This window comes from Pseudomonas sp. PDM28, from assembly GCF_019219115.1.
GTDB lineage: Bacteria > Pseudomonadota > Gammaproteobacteria > Pseudomonadales > Pseudomonadaceae > Aquipseudomonas > Aquipseudomonas laurylsulfatiphila.
The window spans coordinates 357,192-379,790 of the sequence record NZ_JAHUWG010000002.1; the positions used below are offsets into that span (position 1 = coordinate 357,192).

Below are 22,599 nucleotides of genomic sequence, written 5' to 3' on the forward strand. Positions count from 1 at the left end.
GGCTCAGGCCGCCACGCCGGCGGTGAACAGGTAACCGGCGCCGTGAATGGTGATGATCAACTGCGGTTCGGCCGGATCGTCGTGCAACTTGCGACGCAGGCGTCCGACCAGCACGTCGATGGAGCGGTCGTTGGGCACCCATTCGCGGTTGCGGATCTGGTCCATCAATTGATCGCGGCTGAGGGTGTGGCCGCTGTTGCGCAGGAACACGCTGAGCAACTGGTATTCGCCGTGGGTCAGCAGGGTTTCGTTGCCCGATGGATCGATCAGGCGACGGCGGTCGGTGTCCAGCGCCCAATCGGCGAACTGCTTGACCGGTTTGGGCAGTGCAACGGCCGGCTGTGGCGTTTGCGCATGACGTACCCGGCGAATCAGGTTTTTCGCCCGGGACACCAGTTCCCTTGGGTTGAGGGGTTTGATCACATAGTCGTCGGCGCCGCATTCGAGGCCGACGATGCGGTCGATTTCATCGTTGCGCCCGGTGATCAGGATGATCCCGACCTCCGAACGCACCCGCAGCTCGCGGGTCAGGGTCAGGCCGTCCTTGCCCGGCAGGCGGATGTCGAGCATCACCAGGTCGACGGTCTGGCTGGCCAGGAAGGTTTCCGCCAGTTCCGCCGTGGCGGCGCAATGGACGTCGTAGCCTTCCTGGGACAGGTAGGCGTGCAGCAGATCGCGAATCAGCGGATCGTCATCGACGATCAGTACCCGAGGAGTCATCGCTTGGTGTCCGGCTCAGGCCCGAAGGCCAGTTTCTTATTAGAGTGTTTTCCCGCATCGGCGCCAGAGAGTATCCAGTGTTGAACAACTGATCAACAGTCGCTCGTCTGCACGCAAAAGCGCTGGCGTCCCCCGGCCTGCAAACCATCGACCCAGGCCTCGCAGATCTGGATGCCCTGTTCCGGGGTAAAGGTCCCGGGGTTCAACCCGGACTCCAGCCACAGGCCGTCAAGCAAGGCGCTGAGGCTGATGGCGGCGAGGTCGGCGTCGAAGTTTTCCCAGCCCTCTTCCTGGGCCAGTTCCGCCAGCACCTTGCGCAGGATGGCGCGATACTCGCCATAGGAATGATCGTGGGCCTTGTTGATCGCCTCGGCGGTTTTCACCGCGCCCCAGAACGCCAGCCAGGCATCGATCAGTTGCGGATCGAGCAGTTCGGCGGAAAACGAACCGCGGAAAAACGCCGACAAACGCTCCCGGGCATTCGGTGCGGCCTGTTCCATGGCGTCGCGCAACAGGGTCATGACCCGCCCGGTGATTGCCATGTAGGCCTCGGCCACCAGTTCATCCTTGCCGGAATAGTGATGGCTGATCAGCCCCACCGAGACCCCGGCCTCGGCGGATATCTTGCGGATCGACGCGCCCTGGAAGCCGTGACGCTTGAGGCACACCAGCGTCGCCTCGATCAGGTTGGCTTTGCGCAACTCCGGTTCCATGCGGGAAAAACGGGCTTCCTGGTTCATGGGCGACACGCTCCTTGGTTCAATCGTTTGGGCCCGCGCGGGTTGGCGGCGGGCTGAACGACTGTACAGCAAGAGTGGGCCTTGCCTCCAGTCAAGAGCAAGCAAGATGGACCGCGGTGCCGCCATCGCTGGCAAGCCAGCTCCCACAATGTTTTCGGGTGCTCACAGATTTTGTGTACACCCACTAACCCTGTGGGAGCTGGCTTGCCAGCGATGAGGCCGGCCCGTTCAACACAAGGGCAGTGCTAGTCGCGATACCCCGGAGCCACCCGATCCAGCATCCGCAACAACGCCGCCCAGGCCAGTTGCATGGCATCCGGATCGTTCAACTCCCCTTCCTCCAACGGCCGCCCCGGATCATTGAACTGCCGCTCGGTATGCGCGCAGACCTCATGCGACGGCAGAACAACTTCACCGGCAGCTTGCGCGGCCAACTGGATTTCACAGGCTTTTTCCAGGTAGTACATGCGCAGGAACGCCTGGCTCACCGTTTCACCCACGGTCAACAAACCATGGTTGCGCAGCATCAGGACCGATTTATCACCCAGGTCCGCCACCAGCCGTTGCTGCTCACTCAGGTCCAGCGCCACGCCTTCATAATCGTGGTAGGCAACACGGCCATAGAACTCCATGGAAATCTGGTTCACCGGCAACAACCCGCACTTCAACGCCGCCACCGCGCAACCGGATTTGGTGTGGGTGTGCAGCACGCATTGCGCATCCTCACGAGCACCGTGGATGGCGCTGTGAATCACGAAACCGGCCGGGTTGACCGGGTACGGCGAGGTCTCTACGGCACGGCCGTTGAGGTCGATTTTCACCAGGTTGGACGCGGTGATTTCGTCGAACATCAGCCCATACGGGTTGATCAGAAAGTGATGCTCCGGCCCCGGAATGCGCACCGAGATGTGGGTGAAGATCAAATCGGTCATGCGAAAGTGCGCAATCAGGCGGTAGCAGGCCGCCAGTTCCTCACGCAGGCGCTGCTCGGTGGCGCGGCGTTCAGGGGCCAGGTGGCTGGCGATTTTGTTCATGGTCGGGGTTCTCCAGGGTAATCGGCTGGGCAGACAGTAAGGCTGGACGCTCGGACACGTCCAGCCATCCGTGTTTATTTACTGGCCCAGGCGTTGAAGCGCTCTTCCAGCTCTTCGCCATGATCGACCCAGAAGCCGACATTCATCGACAACGCGCCCTTGAGGTTCTGCGGCGCGGTGGGCACCCATTGCGCCAGCTTGTCGTCCAGCCGTGCGGCAGCCTGGATGTTGGTCGGGCCGTATGGGATTTGCTGCACGTAGTTGACTTGGGCGTCCGGCTGATTGGCGAAGGCGATGAAGCGCTTGGCCTGGTCCACGTGCCTGGAACCTTTGATGATCGCCCAGTAGTCCATCCCGTACAGGCTGCCGGGCCAGACCAGGCCGAGGTGACTGCCTTTCTGCGCGGCGTCGGCGATGCGTCCGCTGTAGGTCGAGGTCATCACCACGTCGCCGGCGGTCAGCCACTGCGGCGGTTGCGCCCCGGCTTCCCACCACTGGATGTAGGGCTTGAGTTCAGTGAGTTTGGCGAATGCCCGGTCCACGCCTTGCGGGGTGCCGAGTACTGTGTAGACGTCTTCGGTTTTCACGCCGTCCGCGAGCAAGGCGAACTCCAGGTTGTACACCGCGCGTTTACGCAGTCCGCGCTTGCCGGGGGTTTTCTTCACGTCCCAGAAGTCTGCCCAGGAGGTCGGGGCCTGGGCCAGTTTGTCGGTGTCGTAGGCAATCGCCACGCTCCACACCAGTGCGGCGGAACCGCACTCCTGTGCCGCCTCGGGGATCAACTGGTCGGCGTGGCCCAGGCGGGTCCAGTCCAGGCGCTCGTACATGCCCTCCTCGCAGCCGCGCATCAGGTCCGGGCCTTCGATCTGCACCACGTCCCAGTCGACGTTGCCGGTGTCGACCATCACTTTGATCTTGGCCATCTCGCCGTTGTATTCGCTCTGGATCACCTTGCTTTGATCCACGGCGGCGAAGGGTTGAAAGAACGCCACGTCCTGGGCTTTTTGTCCGGCTCCGCCGTATCCGACCACCACCATGTCCGATGCTGCCTGAGCGCTGCCCAGGCCCATGGCCACGGACAACACCAAGGGATAAAAACCGTGCTTGAGCGTGTGCGATTTCATCAATGGTTCCTCGTGCAGGTGCCGCCCGGACAGAGGCCGGTGCAGCCCTTTTTATTGTTGTGAGGTACGGCCCGGGAGCGGGCTCGAAATGAAATTACTCCACGCCATAGTAAAAAAACAAGTTGATTTTTTACTGAAGGTAAATTTCTATAGGCCAATAATAACAACACTCAAAACCTGTTACCTCTGTAGGAGCGAGCCTGCTCGCGATGGACGTCAATGATAACGCTGGGTACCTGACACCCCGCGGCGTTCTCAAGTCCATCGCGAGCAAGCTCGCTCCTACACAGGTCAGCCTGCCTGGAGTACCCGCACCATGCCGACCTCGACACCTGCCTTCGCGCACCTGTTCGAACCCCTGGAAATCCGTGGCAAGCGCCTGAAAAACCGCATCATGTCCAGCGGTCACGACACCTCGATGCCCACCGACAATCTGGTCAACGAGCCATTGATCGCCTACCACCGGGCACGTGCCGAAGGCGGCGCCGGGCTGATCGTGCTGCAAGTGGCCGGTGTGCACGACAGTGCGCGCTACACCTCCCATGTGCTGATGGCCACCGACGATGCGTGCATCGAGGGCTATCGCAGACTGGCGCAAACCTGCCACGCCCACGGCACCCTGGTGTTGTCCCAGGTGTTCCATCCGGGGCGGGAGATCATGGAGTCCAGCGATGGCCTGCTGGCGGTGGCCTATTCGGCCTCGTCGGTGCCCAATGAACGTTTCCGGGTGATGCCCCGAGCCCTCGATCAGGCCATGATCGACGAGATCGTCGCCGGTTATGCCGCTGCCGCCCGCCGCCTGCATCAGGCCGGAATCGATGGCGTCGAAGTGGTTGCCAGCCATGGTTACCTGCCGGCGCAATTCATCAATCCGCGGGTCAACCGGCGCACCGATGGCTACAACGGCGAGTTGGACCAGCGCTTGCGTTTCCTGCGCGAAGTCATCCAAGCCGTGCGTGCGGCGACCGATGAACAGTTCATCATCGGCCTGCGCATTTCCGCCGACGAACGCGACCCCGAAGGCCTGACCGAAGACGAATCCCTGGCCGCCGTACAGTCACTGCAAGCGCAGCTTGATTACGTGCACATCGTCGCCGGGACTTCGGCCTCCCTGGGCGGCGCGGTGCATATCGTGCCGCCCATGGCGATCGAAGCGGCGTACCTGGCCAAGGAAGCCGGGACGTTCAAGGCCGGTTTGAACATTCCGCTGTTCGTCACCGGGCGCATCAACCAGCCCCAGGAAGCCGAGCTGATTCTGGCTCGCGGCCAGGCCGACGTCTGTGGCATGACCCGGGCGCTGATCTGCGATCCGCAGATGCCCAACAAGACCGACACCGGCCGCGTCGAGGACGTGCGCGCGTGCATTGCCTGCAATCAGGCGTGCATCGGGCACTTCCACAAGGGCTTGCCGATTTCCTGCATCCAGCACCCGGAAACCGGGCGCGAGCTGATTTTTGCTGAACGCCGACAAGCGATAAATCGCAAACGCATCATGATCGCCGGCGGCGGTCCGGCCGGGATGAAAGCAGCCGCTGTCGCCGCTCAGCGCGGACATGACGTGACCCTTTACGAAGCCGGTTCACAACTGGGCGGCCAGGTGTTGCTCGCGCAGTTGCTGCCACGGCGCAGTGAGTTTGGCGGCGCCAGCACCAACCTGCAGCGGGAAATGCAGCTGGCCGGCGTGCGCGTGGTGCGCAACACGCGGGTCGACCGGGCACTGGTGGAGCAGGAAAAACCGGACATGGTGATCGTCGCTACCGGTGCCGAGCCTTACTGGCCAACCTTCGAGCGTGGCGGTGAATTGCAGGTGGTGGATGCCTGGCAGGTGTTGCGCGACGAGGTACAGATCGGCCGCTCGGTGGTGGTGATCGACTGGCGCTGCGACTGGATCGGTCCCGGCATCGCCGAACGCCTGGTGCGTGCCGGGCATCAGGTGCAACTGGCGGTCAACGGCACCCATTGCGGGGAGAACCTGCCGCTGTACGTGCGCGATCAACTGGCTGGCGAGCTGCATAAACTGGGCGTGCCGATCACGCCGTACGCGCGGTTGTATGGCTGCGATGACAACACGGTCTACCTGCAACACACCGCCAGCGGCGAGCCGATGCTGATGGAGAACATCGATACGCTGGTGCTGTGCCAGGGTCATCAACCGGTGGATACCTTGGGTGCCGAGCTGCAAGGGCTGGTGGAGTTTCGCCGCATCGGCGACTGCCTGGCGCCGCGCACCGCCGAAGAAGCGATTTATGAAGGGCTGAAAGTCGCGTGGGAGCTTTAAGGCTGTTTATACTCCGGGGCTTTACATACACATGATCGCTCTGTGTAGGAGCTGCCGAAGGCTGCGATCTTTTGATCTTGTTTTTGAAAAGCAAAATCAAAAGATCGCAGCCTTCGGCAGCTCCTACAGGGGCGTAGCGTAGACCCGGGTTTGGAACTGAGCATGAGCAATAACAGCAGGAAACCGTCCGAAACCGGCAGCGCCGAACCGCACTTCCTCGGCACGCGCATTCGCGGCCTGCGCAAACGCCGGGGCATGACCCTGGCGGAACTGGCGCAACAGAGCGAACTCACGGCCGGCTACATCAGCCAGCTGGAGCGCAACCTCGCCTACCCCTCGATTCCGGCGCTGTTCAACATTGCCCGCAGCCTCGGTGTCACCATCCAGTGGTTCTTCGCCAGTGAAGCGGTCACCGCCCCCGAAGACGATGGCGTCGTGGTGCGCAAGAACAGCCGCCTGAACGTGCATTACGAAGACGGCATCGTCGACCAGTTGCTGACGCCCCAAGCCAACCGCCAACTGGAAATGCTCCACTCACGGTTCCCGCCCGGCACCTACAGCCAGCAAAGCTACAGCCACGACGGCGAAGAAGCCGGCTTTCTGCTGTCCGGCAGTTTCGAGCTGTGGGTTGGCGAGCGCCATTTCCAGCTCAACGAAGGCGACAGCTTCAGCTTTTCCAGCCAGGAACCGCACCGCTACGGCAACCCCGGCGATATGGACGCGGTGGTGATCTGGGTGATTACACCGCCGACGTTTTAACGCCGGCCGCGCCCGATGGGCTGCGCGACACTCGCACGCTTGAGGGTGTCGCTCGGCAGTTCCTTGAACAGCGCGCGATAGCTGCTGGAAAACCGCCCCAGGTGCCAGAACGACCAGTGCATCGCCACTTCGGCCACGGTGGTTTGCGTCGGCGTGCGGCTCAGCAATTCGCGGCGGGCACTGTTGAGGCGGCGCAGGCGCAGCCATTGGGTCGGCGCCATGCCGGTGTAGGTCTTGAACGCATGCTGCAACTGGCGCAGTGAAACCCCGGCCACCTGGGACAGTTCCAGCAGGTTGAGGTGTTCCTCCGGGGTATCCGCCGCCCATTCCCCTACCCGCTTCATGATCGCCCGCTCTCCGGCACGGCGCTGCAAGGCGCCCTGGTCGAGACCGACACAGGCGTTGTCGAGAATGAACAGACAGTCGTCCAGCAATTGCTGGGTCAGCGCTTCGCGGCTCGGTGGATCGAAGGTCTGCGACAGCCGCGTCAGGGTCCCGCTGAGCCAGCGGCAGAACAGCGCGTTCTGCTGCGAGTTGAGCGGCGCCATGAACAGCCCTTCGAGCCGGGCGATTTCGAGGCTGTGGCGTTTTACGAACTCCGGCCCGAACACCACGGCGATTTCCTGGTAGTTCTCCGGGGTGATCCAGATGTTGCGACTTTCGCCATTCAACACGTACAGCGCGTTGTCGCCGCGATCGAAACAGAACGACAACGAGCCCTGGGGCGCACTGAAATTCTGCTCGACCCGGGTGTTCATCGACTCTTCGTAAATCTCCACGCCCTGCAGATCCAGATAGCGCACCAACCCCGCGAAATGCCCCGGCGACATCTGCTGGTAATGCTGAATCCAACCCGGTGTGGCGCGGATTTGCTCGGCGACATCGGCGGTGTTGAAGGCTTGGACCTGGAGGGAATTGGAACCTGTCATGGGTGACCTTACGCACTCTTTTGGTGCGCTTTGTGCTGCTTAAAGTGGATAGATGGAACCGCAAGGCTCGCCCAAGATAGACCTCAACGCGCTACAGGGGAAGTGTCCGGCGGATGAAACCGGCCTCTCCTGGCGTTAATAAAACCAATAACGAGGTCTTTATGAATGTCCCTTTCGATCAGCTGTTCACTTGGCTGAAAGATCACAAGATTACCGAAGTCGAGTGCGTTGTCAGCGACCTGACCGGCATTGCACGCGGCAAAATTGCACCGACCAACAAGTTCCTGCATGAGCGAGGCATGCGCCTGCCGGAAAGTGTCCTTCTGCAAACGGTAACCGGGGACTTTGTCGACGACGACATCTACTACGACCTGCTCGACCCGGCCGACATCGACATGGTCTGCAAGCCGGACGCCGACGCCGTCTACGTGGTGCCGTGGGCCATCGAGCCGACCGCCATCGTGATCCACGACACCTTCGACAAGTTCGGCAACCCGATCGAACTGTCGCCGCGCAACGTGCTGAAGAAAGTCCTGCAACTGTACACCGACAAAGGCTGGCGGCCGATTGTCGCGCCGGAAATGGAGTTCTACCTGACCCAGCGCTGCGAAGACCCGGACTTGCCGCTCAAGGCGCCGATGGGCCGTTCGGGCCGTGCCGAAAGCGGTCGCCAGTCGTTCTCCATCGACGCGGCCAACGAATTCGATCCGCTGTTCGAAGACGTCTACGACTGGTGCGAACTGCAAGGCCTGGACCTCGACACGTTGATCCACGAAGACGGCCCGGCGCAGATGGAAATCAACTTCCGTCATGGCAACGCACTGGACCTGGCCGACCAGATCACCGTGTTCAAGCGCACCATGCGTGAAGCGGCGCTCAAGCACAACGTAGCGGCAACCTTCATGGCCAAGCCGGTCGGCGACGAGCCTGGCAGCGCCATGCACATTCACCAGAGCGTGGTGGACATTGCCACCGGCCAGCCGATCTTCGCCGATGCCGATGGCAACATGAGCGAGCTGTTCCTGCATCACATCGGGGGCTTGCAGAAGTACATCCCGAAAGTGCTGCCGATGTTCGCACCGAACGTCAACTCGTTCCGCCGCTTCCTGCCGGACACCTCGGCACCGGTGAACGTCGAATGGGGCGAAGAAAACCGCACCGTCGGCCTGCGCGTACCGACGTCCAGCCCGGACGCCATGCGCGTGGAAAACCGCCTGCCGGGCGCGGACGCCAACCCGTACCTGGCCATCGCCGCCAGCCTGCTGTGCGGTTACCTGGGCATGGTCGAGCGCATCGAGCCAAGCGCCGCGGTACAGGGCCGCGCCTATGAGCGTCGCAACCTGCGCCTGCCAATCACCATCGAAGACGCCCTGACCCAGATGGAAGAGTGCGACACCATCAGCCGCTACCTGGGCAGCAAGTTCGTACGGGGCTACGTCGCGGTCAAACGCGCCGAGCACGAGAACTTCAAGCGCGTGATCAGTTCGTGGGAGCGTGAGTTCCTGATGCTCAGCGTCTGAGATCTTCACCGTCCGTAATGACCCCATCGCGAGCAAGCTCGCTCCCACATTTGAAATGCGTTCCCCTGTGGGAGCGAGCTTGCTCGCGATGAGGGCCGACAGACCACTAAAGAATCACCTGAAGAATCCAATAATTCCAAGAAGGTATCGATATGCGTCTATTGAAATCCATGGTCCCGGTCGCACTTGCAGCGATGTTCAGCACCATTGCCCAGGCTCAACCCCAGGTCAGTGTCTACAACTGGACCGACTACATCGGCGAAACCACCCTCGCCGACTTCCAGGCCAAGACCGGGATCAAGGTGATCTACGACGTTTTCGATTCCAACGAAACCCTGGAAGGCAAGCTGCTTGCCGGTCGCACCGGGTATGACGTGGTCGTGCCGTCGAACCACTTCCTCGCCCGCCAGGTAAAGGCCGGCGCGTTCCTCAAGCTCGATCGCGAGCAGTTGCCGAACTTCAAGAACCTGGACCCGAAACTGTTGGCGCTGCTGGAGAAAAACGATCCGGGCAACGCCCACTCGGTGCCCTACCTGTGGGGCACCAACGGCATCGGCTACAACGTCGACAAGGTCAAGGCGGTGCTGGGCATCGACAAGATCGACTCCTGGGCCGTGCTGTTCGAACCGGAAAACATCAAGAAGCTCAGCGCCTGCGGCGTGTCGATGATGGACTCGGCGGATGAGGTGTTCCCGGCAATCCTCAACTACATGGGCATGGACCCGCGCAGCGAAAACCCTGAGGACTACAAGAAGGCCGAAGCCAAGCTGCTGCAGATCCGTCCCTACATCACCTACTTCCACTCCTCCAAATACGTCTCGGACCTGGCCAACGGTGACATCTGCGTGGCGTTCGGTTACTCGGGCGACGTGTTCCAGGCCGCCAACCGCGCCAAGGAAGCCAACAACGGCGTGAACATCGCCTACGCCATTCCCAAGGAAGGCGCCAACCTGTGGTTCGACCTGCTGGCCATCCCCGCCGACGCCAGCAATCCGAAAGAAGCCCACGCCTTCATCAACTACCTGCTGGACCCGCAAGTGATTGCCAAGGTCAGCGCGTCGGTCGGCTACGCCAACCCGAACCCGGCCGCCAAGCAATACATGGACCCCGAGCTGGTCAACAACCCCGAGGTGTATCCGCCCCAGGAGGTCCTCGACAAACTCTACATCTCCACCACGCCGCCACAGTCGATCATGCGCCTGATGACCCGCTCGTGGAGCAAAGTGAAGTCCAACAAATGAATCAGTACACCCAGGAACACACCCACTCCTATTACGCAGCGTCCGCCAAGGGCATGAGGCAGCGTCCCGCGCTGGCCTCGGACCTGGTGGCCGATGTCTGCGTGGTCGGTGCGGGTTTCACCGGCATCAACACCGCCATCGAACTGGCCCAGCGCGGGCTCTCGGTGGTCCTGCTGGAGGCCCGGCGAATTGGCTGGGGCGCCAGCGGGCGCAATGGCGGCCAGTTGATACGCGGCATCGGCCATGACGTCAGCGGCTTTGCCAGACATGTCGGCACCGAAGGCGTGCAGTACCTGGAACAGGCCGGGGTCGAATCCGTGCAAGTCGTGGCCCATCGCATCCGCGAACACGGCATTGATTGCGACCTGCGCTGGGGCTTCTGTGAACTGGCCAACACCCCGGCGCACTTTGCCGGGCTGAAGGCCGAACACGCCCAATTGCTCGAGTCCGGTTACGCCCATGAAACGCGCCTGATCGAACCTGGCCAGATCCGCGAGCACGTGGTGGACTCCGGCGTTTACGCGGGCGGCCTGGTCGACATGGGCTCGGGCCACCTGCATCCGCTGAACCTGGCACTGGGCGAAGCGCAAGTCGCCGAGTCCCTTGGCGTGCAGATCTTCGAGCAAAGCCCCGTGCTGGAGTTGATCCACGGCAGCACGGTGCAGGTGCGCTGTGCCGGTGGCACCGTGCGTGCGGCCACGCTGGTGCTGGCGTGCAATGCCCACCTGGAAGAGCTGGAACCGAAGCTCAGCGGCAAGGTGCTCCCGGCGGGCAGCTACATCATCGCCACCGAACCCTTGTCGGAAGATGCCGCCAGGCAACTGATCCCGCACAACGTCGCGCTGTGCGACCAGAAAGTCGGCCTGGATTACTACCGGCTCTCGGCTGACCGGCGTCTGTTGTTCGGCGGTGCCTGTCATTACTCCGGGCGCGACCCGGCGGACATCGCGGCCTACATGCGCCCGCAGATGCTCAAGGTGTTCCCGCAACTGGCCAAAACGCGCATCGACTATCAGTGGGGCGGCATGATCGGCATCTCGGCCAACCGCTTCCCGCAGGTCGGGCGCCTGAGCCAGCACCCGAACGTGTTCTACGCCCAGGGCTACTCCGGCCATGGCCTGAACGTCACCCACTGGTGCGCGAAGTTGTTGGGCGAAGCGATCCATGCCGGACACAGCAAAGGCTTCGACGTGTTCAGCGCCGTGCCGCACATGACCTTCCCCGGCGGACGCGCCCTGCGCTCGCCGCTGCTGGCCCTTGGCATGTTCTGGTATCGGATGCGGGAAATGCTGGGCTAGTTCGGGTACACAAAACCCTGTGGCGAGGGGGCTTGTCGGATCGCCGCATCGCCCCGTTCGGGTGCGCAGCACCCGCCGTCTCGTCAATTGCAGGTTCCTGAAAAACTGCAAGGGGTCGCTTCGCGACCCAACGGGGGCAAGCCCCCTCGCCACAAAATGCCTTCCTGCAAGTGCAACCACTTCTTTTATATCCCCTTGTTTCGACTTTCGATTTGCTCAATCGCGAGGCACTTCTATATTGAGGGGGTGCTCTGAATTTCCTGCCTCTTGTTGAGCTTGACCCATGGCAACTACCGATCAGCTGATCATCTGCGAGCACTGCGACAGCGTTTACCAAAAAGTGACGCTCGCCAAACACCAGAAAACCTTGTGTACGCGCTGCGGCGGCGTACTTCAGCGCTATAACGGCCTCACGGTGGAACAGCGTCTTGCGTTGACCTTCACCGCGCTCATGCTGTGGATTTTCGCCAATTTCTATCCCGTGATGAGCATCAGCCTCAAAGGCTCGAAGCACAGCGCCACCCTCTGGGACTCGGTACTGGCCCTGAGCCTGGGGCCTATCACCTTCATCGCCATGGTGGCGGCGATCGCCATGATCATCGCGCCGATCTTCCAGTTGTTGTTGCTGATCTGGGTGCTGGGCTTCGCACTGGCCGGACAACGCTCACCGGGCTTCAAGCTCTGCATGCGCTGGCTGGAAACCCTGAGGCCCTGGAGCATGCTCGAAGTCTGCCTGCTGGGCGCCATGGTCGCCGTGATCAAACTCGCCGGGCTGCTTGATGTGCTGCCCGGTATCGGGTTGTTTGCCCTGGCCGTGTTGAGCCTGATGATGATCCGCATCGCCGGGCGCGACATCCGCGAACTGTGGGACATTGTATGAGCACGCCTCCGTACGCCGACGAGCTCAACCTGTGCCTGTGTCACACCTGCGGCCTGGCTTGCGACATGACTGGCGAACCTCACGAATGCGAGCGTTGCGGCGCGCCGCTGCACCGGCGCAAAACCAATTCGCTGACCCGCACCTGGGCCTACATGATCGCGGCCCTGGTGTTTTACATCCCGGCCAACCTGTTGCCGGTGATGAACACCGAAATGGTCGGCCACGGCGCCGACAGCACGATCATGAGCGGCGTGCTGGAGTTCTGGGAGGCCGGGGCCTGGGACATCGCCCTGATCATTTTCATTGCCAGTATCGCGGTGCCGGGCATCAAGTTCGTCGCCATCACCTTGCTGCTGATCACCGTGCAGCGCGACAGCGAGTGGGCACGTAAAGAGCGTTCGACGCTGTACCGCTTCGTCGAGGTCATCGGCTACTGGTCGATGCTCGATGTGATCGTGGTCGCCCTGGTGGCCTCGCTGGTGAAATTCCAGGCCCTGGCCGACATCGAGCCGCGCCCGGGCATTCTGTTTTTTGGTCTGGTTGTGGTGTTCACCATGCTCTCGGCAATGAGTTTCGATCCACGCATGATCTGGGATAAAGAGCGGGAAAACCCACACAATGAGGAGGTCACGGATGAAGTCGCAAGCCACTGACGGGCCGCAAGCCCCTGGGCAGGCACCGATCAAGACCCGCCGTTTCAGCGTTTCGCTGGTCTGGATCGTACCGATCGTCGCGGTGCTGGTGGGTATTTCGCTGGTGGTTCACAGCATTCTGCAGCAAGGCCCGACCATCGTTGTCACGTTCAAGACAGGGAGCGGCCTGACGGCGAATAAAACCGAGGTCAAGTACCGTAATGTGGTGATTGGCCAAGTCTCGGATGTGGAACTGAGCGACGACCAGAAGAGTGTCAACGCCACCATCAAGCTGGCCAAGCAGGCCGAAAGCTTTACCCGCGAGGATTCGCAGTTCTGGGTCGTGCGCCCGCGCATTGGCGCGGGTGGCGTGTCCGGTATCGATACCCTGCTGTCGGGCGATTACATCGGTGCCGATATCGGCCAGGCCAACGGACGGGCAAAACACTTCACGGGGCTGGAAAACCCGCCGCCCATCACCTATGGCGAGCCGGGCAAGCGTTTCACCCTGTTCACCCAGGACCTGGGCTCGCTGGATATCGGCTCCCCGGTCTACTACCGCAAGATCCCGGTGGGTCAGGTGGTGGCCTACGCGCTAGACCCGGATGGCAAAGGCGTGAACATCGAGCTGTTCATCCACGCCCCCAACGACAAGTACGTTACCGAAAACACGCGTTTCTGGAACGCCAGCGGCATTGACGTGAACGTCGGCGCCAACGGCTTTGCGGTCAAGACCGAATCGTTGTCCTCCCTGCTGGTGGGCGGCATTGCCTTCCGCGCACCCGACTACAGCCCTGGCGATAAACCGGCCGCTGCGGAATACGCCTACGAACTGTTCGACGACCAGCAAACCGCCCTCGCCCCGCCAAACGGCAAGCCACAGTACCTGGCCATGCGTTTCGACCAGGCAATGCGCGGACTCAAGGTCGATGCGCCGGTGGAATTCCTCGGTGTGGAAATCGGCAAGGTGGTGTCGGTCAATCTGGATTACGACGAGAAGCTTCGCTCCTTTCCGGTCAATGTCGGCATCGTGATTTACCCGCAACGCCTGGGCAAGGCCCACGACAAGATGCTCAAGGCGCTCAATCATGACCCCAATGACGAAGCGGGTGGCGTACGGCTGATCGGCACCTTTATCGATAATGGCCTGCGTGCCCAGGCGCGCACCGGCAACTTCCTGACCGGCCAGTTGTACATCGCCCTGGACTTCTACCCCAAGGCAGAAAAGGTCGCCTTCGATGCAACGGCGCGTCCGGTCATGATTCCAACCATTCCGGGCAGCCTCGAGCAATTGCAGGAAAAACTCGAAGCCATGGTCGACAAGATCAACAAACTGCCGATCGAGCGAATCGCCGGCAATCTCGATGGCAATCTCGTCGAACTGCGCAAGGGCATGGCGCAATTCAACGGCAAGATCCTGCCTGGCGTGCAAAGCACTCTGTCGGACTTCAGCAAGACGATGGAAACCGCCAATACGACCTTGCAATCCGCCGGTTCGACCTTGGCCGACGACTCGCCGCAACGGGAAAAACTGAATCAGACCCTGGATGAACTGGGACGCACGTCGAGATCCTTGCGTGATCTATCGGATTACCTGGGACGGCATCCGGAGTCGCTGCTTCGCGGCCGCCCGAAAAATGCCCCGCCCATGGATCTGCAAGGGCCACCGCGCAATTGAGCACAGGAGCAACACCCATGGTTTTTCCGCTGAAATTCACAGTGTTCACCGCGTTGTTGCTGCTCGCCGCTTGCCGCAGTGACCCGATTCAGTTCCATACCCTGACGCCGACCCAGGTGGGCAATCATTCGACGACCACCGTCGGGGTGATTCAGATCGAGACGATAAGCTTGCCGCCCCAGGTCGATCGGGCGCAGATCGTCATTCGCGAGGGCAACAGTACCCTGGCGATCCTCGAAAGCCATTGGTGGGGTGCAACCCTCGTGGAGGAATTGCGCAGTGCGCTGGCCGATCAACTGAGCAACAGTCCCGTAAAGGGCAAGTATTCGGTACGGGTCGATGTGCAGCGTTTTGACTCTGTCCCCGGTCAATATGCGCTGATGGACGTGATATGGCGTCTGCGCAGTGCCGAGCCGGACAACAAGGCCCAGGTGATTTGCCGCAGCACCTTGCAAACGCCGTCAGGCGCAAGTGTCGATGAGTTGGTACTTGCCCAGCAAAACAACATCAAACGCCTGGCCGCGCTGATCAGCCAGGCGGCCACCCGACTCCAGGCGAGTTGTCCTTCGTCCTGAAGGCGATCCATCGCCGGCAAGCAGGCTCCTGTGGGAGCTGGCTTGCCAGCGATGGTCGTTCACGATAATGCGTGTGACCTGGATAAACGCGGCGCGCTTGAGTCCATCGCCAGCAGGCTGGCTCCTACAGTTTCGGCGTGGGCATGGTCCTTTGTGGGAGCTGGCTTGCCAGCAATGGGCGTCAACGATAACGCGTGCGGGCTGGATGAACGCAGCGCACTTGAGTCCATCGCCAGCAGGCTGGCTCCTACAGGTATTGCGTTATTGGTGTTTCCCGGGATTGCGTGAAGAACCTAATTTTAGCGCTGCCATCCTACGCAAGAGCAAAAGATAACAATTCCCAGTAGTTAACTAATTACCCGCCACAACCCCCTGTGCAATTTTTTCACATTCCGTTCACCGTTCCGACACCTGCGCAGATTTAACTTGGGCTCCGGTTAATTCGCTGAACTTAGTTTCGGTGGAATTTTTATGTGCTGTTTAAGGTTTTGTTCAACAGCACTTTCCCTGGCGCTTCAATGGTGGACAAACTTGGTCGACTCCGTCTTGCGTAAACCGTCTTCGCGCCTGTCCAAATCGGTCGTGGCCATTAGCGCACTGACCATCGCCGTGCTGGTCACCGGCTTTGTGCTGTGGCCGAAATCCCCGACCAACCTGGCCCAGGAGGACGCGCAAGCCCGGGCCGAACTACTGCAACAATGGAATGCCGGCGAGATCGCGGTGCTGATTCGCCATGCCGAGCGGTGCGACCGTTCCAGCAACCCTTGCCTGGGCCCGGCTGATGGCATCACCCGTGTCGGCAGTGAAGCGGCCGCCGTTGTCGGGCGAGGTCTGGCACACCTGGGGCTGTCGCAGACCGACATCCTGACCAGCCCCGTTACACGCACCGCGCAGACCGCGCATTCCATGTTCAACAGCGACCCTCGGACCCAGGAATGGCTGGTCACCTGCGGCACGCCCCTGCGCAACGATGTCGTGGCGCACAAGGTGGCCCATCGCAACCTGGTGCTGGTGACCCACAGCGGTTGCATCGCGGACTTTGAACAGCAGACCGGCCTCAAACACGCGGCGAAGGACGCCGAGTACGGCAGCTCGTTGTTTGTCCACATCGATGGCAATGGGCAATTGCAAGTACTCGGCATTGTGAATGCCGAAGACTGGAATACTCTGCAACAAGAAAAAGACTGAGTCATCACTCGGCGAAAACTCTGGCAACAAGTTACTTCAAAGTTGACTGAATAACAGCTGAACAAACGGCGAGAAACATGACTTAACTTCTCGCTGTTCAATATCATCCCGCTTTTCCCTCTTGCAACTTTCATCTCTTTCTTCAATCAGCCTTTTCAGCGCCAAGGTCCAGACATGACGTCAAATCAGCCACTGCCGGATTTTATTGGCCATTCTTCCCGCCTGCTCGCACCAACGACACCTGCCAATGAGCGGTGGATGCTGTTCGCCCTGGTTCTGGCGTTCATAGCGTTCTACTTGCTGCCGCTGATGAGCCACGGCCTGTGGATTCCCGACGAAACCCGTTATGCCCAGATCAGCCAGGAAATGCTGCAGAGCGGGAACTGGATCTCCCCGCACTTCATGGGCCTTCGTTATTTCGAGAAGCCGATTGCCGGGTACTGGATGATTGCCATCGGTCAGGCGGTGTTTGGCGACAACTTGTTCGGGGTGCGCATCGCGTCGGCGCTGAGCACCGGGTTGAGCGTGTGGCTGACCTGGCTGATTGCCCGGCGGTTCTGGGGCGATCCGCGCAAAAGCTTTGCTTGCGCGCTGCTTTACATGAGCTTCGGGCTGATTGCCGGTCAGGCCGGATACGCCAACCTCGATCCGCAGTTCACCCTGTGGGTCAACCTGAGCCTGGTCTCCCTGTGGTTTGCCATCGACAGCCGCACCACGCGTGCCCGCCTGGTTGCCTGGGTGGTCCTGGGCATCGCCTGCGGCATGGGCTTCATGACCAAGGGCTTCCTGGCCTGGCTGCTGCCGGCAGTGATCGCCCTGCCCTACATGCTCTGGCAGCGCCGTATTGGCGAACTGTTGCGTTACGGGCCACTGGCTGTTGTGGTCGCCGCGGCTGTCTGCCTGCCCTGGGCACTGGCCATTCACCATCAAGAACCGGATTTCTGGAATTTCTTCTTCTGGAACGAGCACGTACGCCGCTTCGCCGCCGACAACGCGCAACACGCCCGTCCGTGGTGGTTCTATCTGCCGATGCTGGTCGTTTCTGTCCTGCCCTGGGCTGTGTTGTTACCAACAACCTTCATCCAGGCCTGGAACAACAAGCGTCAGCCCGTCAGCGGTTTTCTCCTGCTCTGGTTGTTGTTGCCATTGGTGATTTTCAGCATGAGCAGCGGCAAATTGCCGACTTACATCATGCCGTGCCTGTTGCCGCTGGCGCTGCTGATGGGGGATGCCCTGACCCGCCTGCTGCAACAGGCACGGGGACGGACGATTCGCCTCAACGGATGGCTCAACGTCGTCATTGCCACGACGGCCCTGACGGCCTTGCTGTACCTGCAACTGAGCAAAGAAATATTCGAAAATACCGAGATGTTCAGCCTGTCCCTGGCGTTCATCGTGCTGCTGGGCTGGATCATCGCCAATTCCCTGCAAATCCTGCGGCCATTGACGTTATGGGCAATGCCGGCCCTCGGCATCTGGCTGCTGGTGGCGCTGCTACCTGCCGCCATGCCGGGTCAGATCGTCGACAGCAAGATGCCCGACCGGTTTATCTCCGAACACCTGGACAGCCTGAACAAGACCACCACGCTGCTGAGCAACGACCTGGGGGCAGCCTCGGCCCTGTCGTGGCTGACCGGCAGACCGGAGACAGCGCTCTACAACGTCGTCGGTGAAATGAAATACGGTCTACAGGATCCCGCTGTCGCCGAACGCAAGGTGACCCTGCAAGATGTCGGGCGATGGATGACCGAGGCGCGCAAGAAAGGCTCGGTCGCGGTGGTGATGCGGGTCAACAGCGTCGATGAGGTTCAGGAGGTCGAGGCGCTACCTGCCGACGGCACGCGTTATCAGCGTGGCAACCTGCAGGTCCTGATCTTCCCGCCAATCCAGCCCTGACAGGCAGGCCAGGAAAAGGACCACAAGGCCTGCGCCCTACGCCCCCCGGTTGGGCCGTTGACGAAGGGTTGAAGCGGGTGGACCCGTTCCCCGGCACACCGGCAATCACCGAGCTATCCTTTCGCAACCCCGATGAACGCCACGCGGGGCCAACAGCAACTGGCTTCGAGGGATTGAAAAAAGGCCGTCGGGGGCAGCGTCACATTCTCATCGACGATATCGTTTGATCGACGAGTCGAGCCACAGTGGGCACACTGCTGCTAATCTGAATGAAAATTACATGTATTAACGGTTTTTTTGACGTTATTTTCTCATTTGGATCTCTACATTCCCTGCAATTCCAGACATGCAAATGATTCGCATTGGTTAACTGGCGTTTCAATGCACATGACTTTCAAAAAATGCACCAGGAGCAGCCCGCAGAATGATTCCCAAAATCCCTTCGTTCTTGAAAAAAGCCCTGCTGGCCACCGCTTTGTTGAGCGCTGGCCAGGCCTATGCCGCTGACTCTGTCGGCATCGTGGTGTACAACGCACAACACGAAGGCCTGACCAAGGCCTGGGTCGAGGGCTTTACCCAGGAAACCGGTATCCCGGTCACCTTGCGCAACGGCGATGACACCGAAATGGGCAATCAGATCGTGCAGGAAGGCGCGGCGTCTCCGGCCGATGTATTCCTGACCGAAAACTCCCCGGCCATGGTGCTGGTCGACAACGCCGGGCTGTTCGCGCCTGTCGAAAAAGCCACGCTGGAGCAGGTTGACCCGGCCTACCGTCCGGCCCATGGCAAATGGGTCGGGATCGCCGCACGTTCTACGGTGTTTGTGTACAACCCGAGCAAACTCTCGGAAACCAACCTGCCGAAATCGATCATGGACCTGGCCGATCCAAGCTGGAAAGGTCGCTGGGCCGCGTCGCCAGGCGGTGCTGACTTCCAGGCCATCGTCGCCGCCATCCTGCAACAAAAGGGCGAAGCCGCCACACTGGAATGGCTCAAGGCGATGAAAACCAACTACACCAGCTACCGTGGCAACAGCGCGGTACTCAAGGCGGTGAATGCCGGGCAGATCGAAAGCGGCGTGATCTACCACTACTACAGCCTGGTGGATCAGTCCAAGACCGGGGAAAACAGCAAGAACACCACCCTGCACTACTTCAAGCACAAGGACCCGGGCGCTTTTGTCAGCATCTCCGGCGGCGGCGTCCTCGCTTCCAGTAAACACAAGGAACAAGCCCAGGCGTTCCTCAAATACATTACCGGCAAGGACGGCCAGGCGGTGCTGAAGAACGGCAAGTCGTTTGAATACGCCGTCGGTAAAGGCGCTGAATCCAACCCTAAACTTGTGCCTCTGAATCAACTCGATGCGCCGACTGTCGATGCTTCAAAACTCGACAGCAAAAAAGCCGTAGAGCTGATGACACAGGCCGGACTGCTCTAATTGATGCCTGAAACCCTGCCTGCGGAAGTCGCCGAGGCGACTCCCGCACAATTGCGTCGACGATCCCGCGGACTGTTTGCCGGGCGTGGCGGTGTATGGGTGATCGGTTTGTCGGTGCTGGTTTCGTTACTGGCACTGCTACCGATCGCGTATGTTATCGGCGTGTCCCTGCAGACAGGCTGGTCAACCGTCGTGACCCTGGTGTTCCGCCCTCGGGTCGGTGAACTGCTGGTCAACACCGTATTGCTGGTACTGCTGACGATTCCCTTGTGCGTGGCACTGGGCGTAACGCTGGCATGGCTGACCGAACGCACGAATCTGCCGGGGCGGCGCTGGTGGTCGTTGCTGGCCACCGCACCGCTGGCGGTGCCTGCATTCGTTCACAGCTACGCCTGGGTCAGCCTGGTGCCACCGATTCACGGCTTGTTTGCCGGCGTCCTGGTCTCGGTCATCGCCTACTTCCCGTTCCTGTATTTGCCGGTGGCGGCCACGTTGCGCCGGCTCGACCCGGCCATCGAAGACGTCGCCGAGTCCATGGGGCTCAAACCCTGGAAAGTGTTTTTCCGTGTGGTATTGCCGCAATTGCGCCTGGCGATCTGCGGCGGCGCGTTGCTGGTCGGTCTACACCTGCTGGCCGAATATGGCCTGTACGCCATGATCCGCTTCGACACCTTTACCACCGCGATCTTCGACCAGTTCAAATCGACCTTCAACGGCGCAGCGGCGCACATGCTGGCCAGCGTGCTGGCACTGTGTTGCCTGGCCATGTTGACGGCCGAATCCGCCGCCCGGGGTTCGGCACGTTATGCTCGCGTCGGCTCGGGGAGCGCCCGGGAGCAGCGGGTCGTGTGCCTGAAACCGGCTTCCACCCTGCTCTCGTTGACGCTGCAAATCGTGACCTGTGCCCTGGCCCTGGGCGTGCCCTTGATCACCTTGGGCAAATGGCTGATCGCCGGCGGCGTGGAGGTCTGGGACACGAGCGAGTTGTTGCCTGCTTTGGAGCAAACCCTGCTGCTCGGCGTCGCCGGTGCAGCGCTGACAACGTTAGCGGCGATCCCGATTGCCTGGCTGTCGATCCGTTACCCCGGCCGTATGCAACGCGTGCTGGAAAGCTGCAACTACATCACCAGTTCCTTGCCCGGAATTATCGTGGCGTTGGCCCTGGTCACCGTCACGATCCATTTTGCCCGGCCGATTTACCAGACCACCTTCACCGTGTTGCTGGCGTACCTGCTGATGTTCTTGCCCCGCGCCCTGGTCAGCCTGCGCGCCGGCATTGCCCAAGCCCCGGTGGAACTGGAGAACATTGCCCGCAGCCTTGGCCGTTCGCCGGCCCAGGCACTGTGGCTGATCACCTTGCGCCTCGCCGCCCCCGGAGCCGCCGCTGGCGCGGCGCTGGTGTTCCTGGCGATCACCAACGAATTGACCGCTACCCTGCTGCTGGCCCCGAACGGCACGCGCACCCTGGCGACCGGGTTCTGGGCCATGACCAGCGAAATCGATTACGCTGCCGCGGCGCCCTACGCCCTATTGATGGTTGTGCTGTCACTGCCGCTGACCGGACTTCTTTATCACCAATCGAAAAAAACGGCTGGCCGATGAACACTCTTGAACTCAATGCCCTCTACAAATCCTATGGCGCCCATTGCGCATTGGACAATGTCAGCCTGTCGGTGCCAAGCGGTAGCCGCACGGTCATCGTCGGCCCATCCGGCTCAGGCAAGACCACCTTGCTGCGAATGATTGCCGGCTTCGAATTCCCCGATTCCGGACGTCTTTCGCTCAATGGCCAGACCCTGGTCGACGACACCCACGAAGTGCCGGCCCATCAACGCCTGATCGGCTACGTGCCGCAGGACGGCGCCCTGTTTCCGCACATGACCGTGGCGGCGAACATCGGCTTCGGTTTGTCGAGCAAGGGTTCTGAAAAACAACAGCGCGTCGCCGAACTGATGGACAGCGTGGCGCTGGACGCGAAGATGGCCGAGCGCTGGCCTCACGAATTGTCCGGTGGTCAGCAACAGCGCGTGGCCCTGGCCCGGGCATTGGCACAACAGCCACGGCTGATGCTGCTGGACGAGCCGTTCTCGGCGCTCGATACCGGATTGCGCGCCGCGATGCGCAAGATGGTCGCGCGGCTGCTGGAAGACGCGGGCGTCACCACCATTCTGGTTACCCATGACCAGAGTGAAGCCCTGTCGTTCGCCGACCAGTTGGCGGTGATGCGCCAGGGCCGACTGGTACAGTCAGGGCATCCGCTGGACCTTTACCGCTATCCCGAAGACGAACAGACCGCCCTGTTCCTGGGGGATGCGGTGGTGATGCCGGCACGCATCGAGGCCGGTTGGGCTCATTGCGACCTGGGGCGGATCCCGGTCAACAACCACCGCAACAACAACTCGGCGCAGATCATGCTGCGCCCCGAACAGCTGCAATTGGCCAGTATCCTCCCCAGTGACCCGCAAGCCGATGGTTGCCGGGCCGTGGTCACCGATCGGGATTTCAGCGGCAACACTTGCACGCTGACGGTCGAGCTCCAGTCATTGACCAGCGGCGAGCAACCGGGCCGCTCACTGCTGGTGCGAAGTTCCGGCATGTACGCACCACCAGCCGGCAGCGCCGTTCAGGTCTCGACCATTGGCCATGCCCATGTGTTGAGCGAGCTGTAA

The 22,599-nt window shown here is 61.1% G+C and carries 19 protein-coding genes; 14 read left to right on the forward strand and 5 right to left on the reverse strand.

Annotation, left to right across the window (positions count from 1 at the left end):
* Positions 1 to 3 precede the first annotated feature (3 nt).
* From KW841_RS04910 to KW841_RS04925, 4 genes are all read right to left on the reverse strand, one after another.
* The gene (locus KW841_RS04910; protein WP_218474059.1) at positions 4 to 720 is read right to left on the reverse strand and encodes a response regulator; all 717 of its coding nucleotides are present in this window, start codon (positions 718 to 720) and stop codon (positions 4 to 6) included.
* Between the two features lie 92 nt (positions 721 to 812).
* Positions 813 to 1,460: a TetR family transcriptional regulator C-terminal domain-containing protein gene (locus KW841_RS04915; RefSeq protein WP_007974341.1), complete on the reverse strand. Its 648-nt coding sequence runs from the start codon at positions 1,458 to 1,460 to the stop codon at positions 813 to 815.
* A gap of 245 nt (positions 1,461 to 1,705) precedes the next feature.
* Positions 1,706 to 2,494 (reverse strand): class II aldolase/adducin family protein, encoded by a 789-nt coding sequence (locus KW841_RS04920; protein WP_218474061.1) that lies wholly within the window; start codon positions 2,492 to 2,494, stop codon positions 1,706 to 1,708.
* A gap of 74 nt (positions 2,495 to 2,568) precedes the next feature.
* Positions 2,569 to 3,618, reverse strand: coding sequence for an ABC transporter substrate-binding protein (locus KW841_RS04925; RefSeq protein ID WP_007974336.1), 1,050 nt, complete (start codon positions 3,616 to 3,618; stop codon positions 2,569 to 2,571).
* Positions 3,619 to 3,934: 316 nt separating this feature from the next.
* On the opposite strand from KW841_RS04925, the gene KW841_RS04930 reads away from it, so the two are divergent.
* Both KW841_RS04930 and KW841_RS04935 read left to right on the forward strand, forming a co-directional pair.
* Positions 3,935 to 5,896, forward strand: a complete 1,962-nt coding sequence (locus tag KW841_RS04930; RefSeq protein ID WP_218474063.1) for an FAD-dependent oxidoreductase — start codon at positions 3,935 to 3,937, stop codon at positions 5,894 to 5,896.
* A gap of 162 nt (positions 5,897 to 6,058) precedes the next feature.
* Positions 6,059 to 6,655, forward strand: a complete 597-nt coding sequence (locus KW841_RS04935; protein ID WP_218474066.1) for a cupin domain-containing protein — start codon at positions 6,059 to 6,061, stop codon at positions 6,653 to 6,655.
* Here the strand turns inward: KW841_RS04935 and KW841_RS04940 are convergent.
* A complete protein-coding gene (locus KW841_RS04940; protein WP_218474068.1) occupies positions 6,652 to 7,584 on the reverse strand; it encodes a helix-turn-helix domain-containing protein in 933 nt (310 codons plus the stop codon). The two genes, KW841_RS04935 and KW841_RS04940, sit on opposite strands and share 4 nt — an antisense overlap.
* A gap of 161 nt (positions 7,585 to 7,745) precedes the next feature.
* Here KW841_RS04940 and KW841_RS04945 point away from each other — a divergent pair, with 161 nt between their 5' ends.
* The 12 genes from KW841_RS04945 (at position 7,746) to KW841_RS05000 (ending at position 22,599) form a co-directional block, all read left to right on the forward strand.
* A complete protein-coding gene (locus KW841_RS04945; RefSeq protein ID WP_007974329.1) occupies positions 7,746 to 9,104 on the forward strand; it encodes a glutamine synthetase family protein in 1,359 nt (452 codons plus the stop codon).
* Between the two features lie 152 nt (positions 9,105 to 9,256).
* Complete coding sequence (locus tag KW841_RS04950; RefSeq protein WP_218474070.1) at positions 9,257 to 10,345, forward strand: polyamine ABC transporter substrate-binding protein; 1,089 nt, start codon at positions 9,257 to 9,259, stop codon at positions 10,343 to 10,345.
* Positions 10,342 to 11,643 (forward strand): FAD-binding oxidoreductase, encoded by a 1,302-nt coding sequence (locus KW841_RS04955; RefSeq protein ID WP_218474073.1) that lies wholly within the window; start codon positions 10,342 to 10,344, stop codon positions 11,641 to 11,643. The genes KW841_RS04950 and KW841_RS04955 overlap by 4 nt, the downstream gene beginning before the upstream one ends.
* 283 nt (positions 11,644 to 11,926) lie before the next feature.
* The gene (locus KW841_RS04960) at positions 11,927 to 12,523 is read left to right on the forward strand and encodes a paraquat-inducible protein A (RefSeq protein ID WP_102700072.1); all 597 of its coding nucleotides are present in this window, start codon (positions 11,927 to 11,929) and stop codon (positions 12,521 to 12,523) included.
* The gene (locus tag KW841_RS04965) at positions 12,520 to 13,176 is read left to right on the forward strand and encodes a paraquat-inducible protein A (RefSeq protein WP_007974321.1); all 657 of its coding nucleotides are present in this window, start codon (positions 12,520 to 12,522) and stop codon (positions 13,174 to 13,176) included. Before KW841_RS04960 ends, KW841_RS04965 begins: the two co-directional genes overlap by 4 nt.
* Positions 13,157 to 14,833 (forward strand): intermembrane transport protein PqiB, encoded by a 1,677-nt coding sequence (locus KW841_RS04970; RefSeq protein ID WP_218474078.1) that lies wholly within the window; start codon positions 13,157 to 13,159, stop codon positions 14,831 to 14,833. The genes KW841_RS04965 and KW841_RS04970 overlap by 20 nt, the downstream gene beginning before the upstream one ends.
* 17 nt (positions 14,834 to 14,850) lie before the next feature.
* Positions 14,851 to 15,408, forward strand: coding sequence for a membrane integrity-associated transporter subunit PqiC (locus KW841_RS04975; RefSeq protein WP_218474080.1), 558 nt, complete (start codon positions 14,851 to 14,853; stop codon positions 15,406 to 15,408).
* A 531-nt stretch (positions 15,409 to 15,939) separates the two neighbouring features.
* Positions 15,940 to 16,596, forward strand: a complete 657-nt coding sequence (locus KW841_RS04980) for a histidine phosphatase family protein (RefSeq protein ID WP_218474082.1) — start codon at positions 15,940 to 15,942, stop codon at positions 16,594 to 16,596.
* A 174-nt stretch (positions 16,597 to 16,770) separates the two neighbouring features.
* Complete coding sequence (gene arnT / locus KW841_RS04985; protein WP_218474084.1) at positions 16,771 to 18,492, forward strand: lipid IV(A) 4-amino-4-deoxy-L-arabinosyltransferase; 1,722 nt, start codon at positions 16,771 to 16,773, stop codon at positions 18,490 to 18,492.
* 424 nt (positions 18,493 to 18,916) lie between these two features.
* On the forward strand, positions 18,917 to 19,930 hold the full coding sequence (locus KW841_RS04990) for an iron ABC transporter substrate-binding protein (protein ID WP_218474086.1): 1,014 nt from the start codon (positions 18,917 to 18,919) through the stop codon (positions 19,928 to 19,930).
* A gap of 3 nt (positions 19,931 to 19,933) precedes the next feature.
* Positions 19,934 to 21,532 (forward strand): iron ABC transporter permease, encoded by a 1,599-nt coding sequence (locus KW841_RS04995; protein WP_218474088.1) that lies wholly within the window; start codon positions 19,934 to 19,936, stop codon positions 21,530 to 21,532.
* A complete protein-coding gene (locus tag KW841_RS05000) occupies positions 21,529 to 22,599 on the forward strand; it encodes an ABC transporter ATP-binding protein (protein ID WP_218474090.1) in 1,071 nt (356 codons plus the stop codon). Before KW841_RS04995 ends, KW841_RS05000 begins: the two co-directional genes overlap by 4 nt.

Bases quoted from the DNA above. Each gene is read 5' to 3' on its own strand.
- KW841_RS04935 (WP_218474066.1), top strand. From the start codon at position 6,059: ATGAGCAATAACAGCAGGAAACCGTCCGAAACCGGCAGCGCCGAACCG.
- KW841_RS04990 (WP_218474086.1), top strand. From the start codon at position 18,917: ATGATTCCCAAAATCCCTTCGTTCTTGAAAAAAGCCCTGCTGGCCACC.
- KW841_RS04970 (WP_218474078.1), top strand. From the start codon at position 13,157: ATGAAGTCGCAAGCCACTGACGGGCCGCAAGCCCCTGGGCAGGCACCG.
- KW841_RS04945 (WP_007974329.1), top strand. From the start codon at position 7,746: ATGAATGTCCCTTTCGATCAGCTGTTCACTTGGCTGAAAGATCACAAG.
- KW841_RS04995 (WP_218474088.1), top strand. From the start codon at position 19,934: ATGCCTGAAACCCTGCCTGCGGAAGTCGCCGAGGCGACTCCCGCACAA.
- KW841_RS04930 (WP_218474063.1), top strand. From the start codon at position 3,935: ATGCCGACCTCGACACCTGCCTTCGCGCACCTGTTCGAACCCCTGGAA.
- KW841_RS04925 (WP_007974336.1), bottom strand. From the start codon at position 3,618: ATGAAATCGCACACGCTCAAGCACGGTTTTTATCCCTTGGTGTTGTCC.
- KW841_RS04975 (WP_218474080.1), top strand. From the start codon at position 14,851: ATGGTTTTTCCGCTGAAATTCACAGTGTTCACCGCGTTGTTGCTGCTC.
- KW841_RS04940 (WP_218474068.1), bottom strand. From the start codon at position 7,584: ATGACAGGTTCCAATTCCCTCCAGGTCCAAGCCTTCAACACCGCCGAT.
- KW841_RS04910 (WP_218474059.1), bottom strand. From the start codon at position 720: ATGACTCCTCGGGTACTGATCGTCGATGACGATCCGCTGATTCGCGAT.
- KW841_RS04915 (WP_007974341.1), bottom strand. From the start codon at position 1,460: ATGAACCAGGAAGCCCGTTTTTCCCGCATGGAACCGGAGTTGCGCAAA.
- KW841_RS04950 (WP_218474070.1), top strand. From the start codon at position 9,257: ATGCGTCTATTGAAATCCATGGTCCCGGTCGCACTTGCAGCGATGTTC.
- KW841_RS04960 (WP_102700072.1), top strand. From the start codon at position 11,927: ATGGCAACTACCGATCAGCTGATCATCTGCGAGCACTGCGACAGCGTT.
- arnT (WP_218474084.1), top strand. From the start codon at position 16,771: ATGACGTCAAATCAGCCACTGCCGGATTTTATTGGCCATTCTTCCCGC.
- KW841_RS04955 (WP_218474073.1), top strand. From the start codon at position 10,342: ATGAATCAGTACACCCAGGAACACACCCACTCCTATTACGCAGCGTCC.
- KW841_RS04965 (WP_007974321.1), top strand. From the start codon at position 12,520: ATGAGCACGCCTCCGTACGCCGACGAGCTCAACCTGTGCCTGTGTCAC.
- KW841_RS04920 (WP_218474061.1), bottom strand. From the start codon at position 2,494: ATGAACAAAATCGCCAGCCACCTGGCCCCTGAACGCCGCGCCACCGAG.
- KW841_RS05000 (WP_218474090.1), top strand. From the start codon at position 21,529: ATGAACACTCTTGAACTCAATGCCCTCTACAAATCCTATGGCGCCCAT.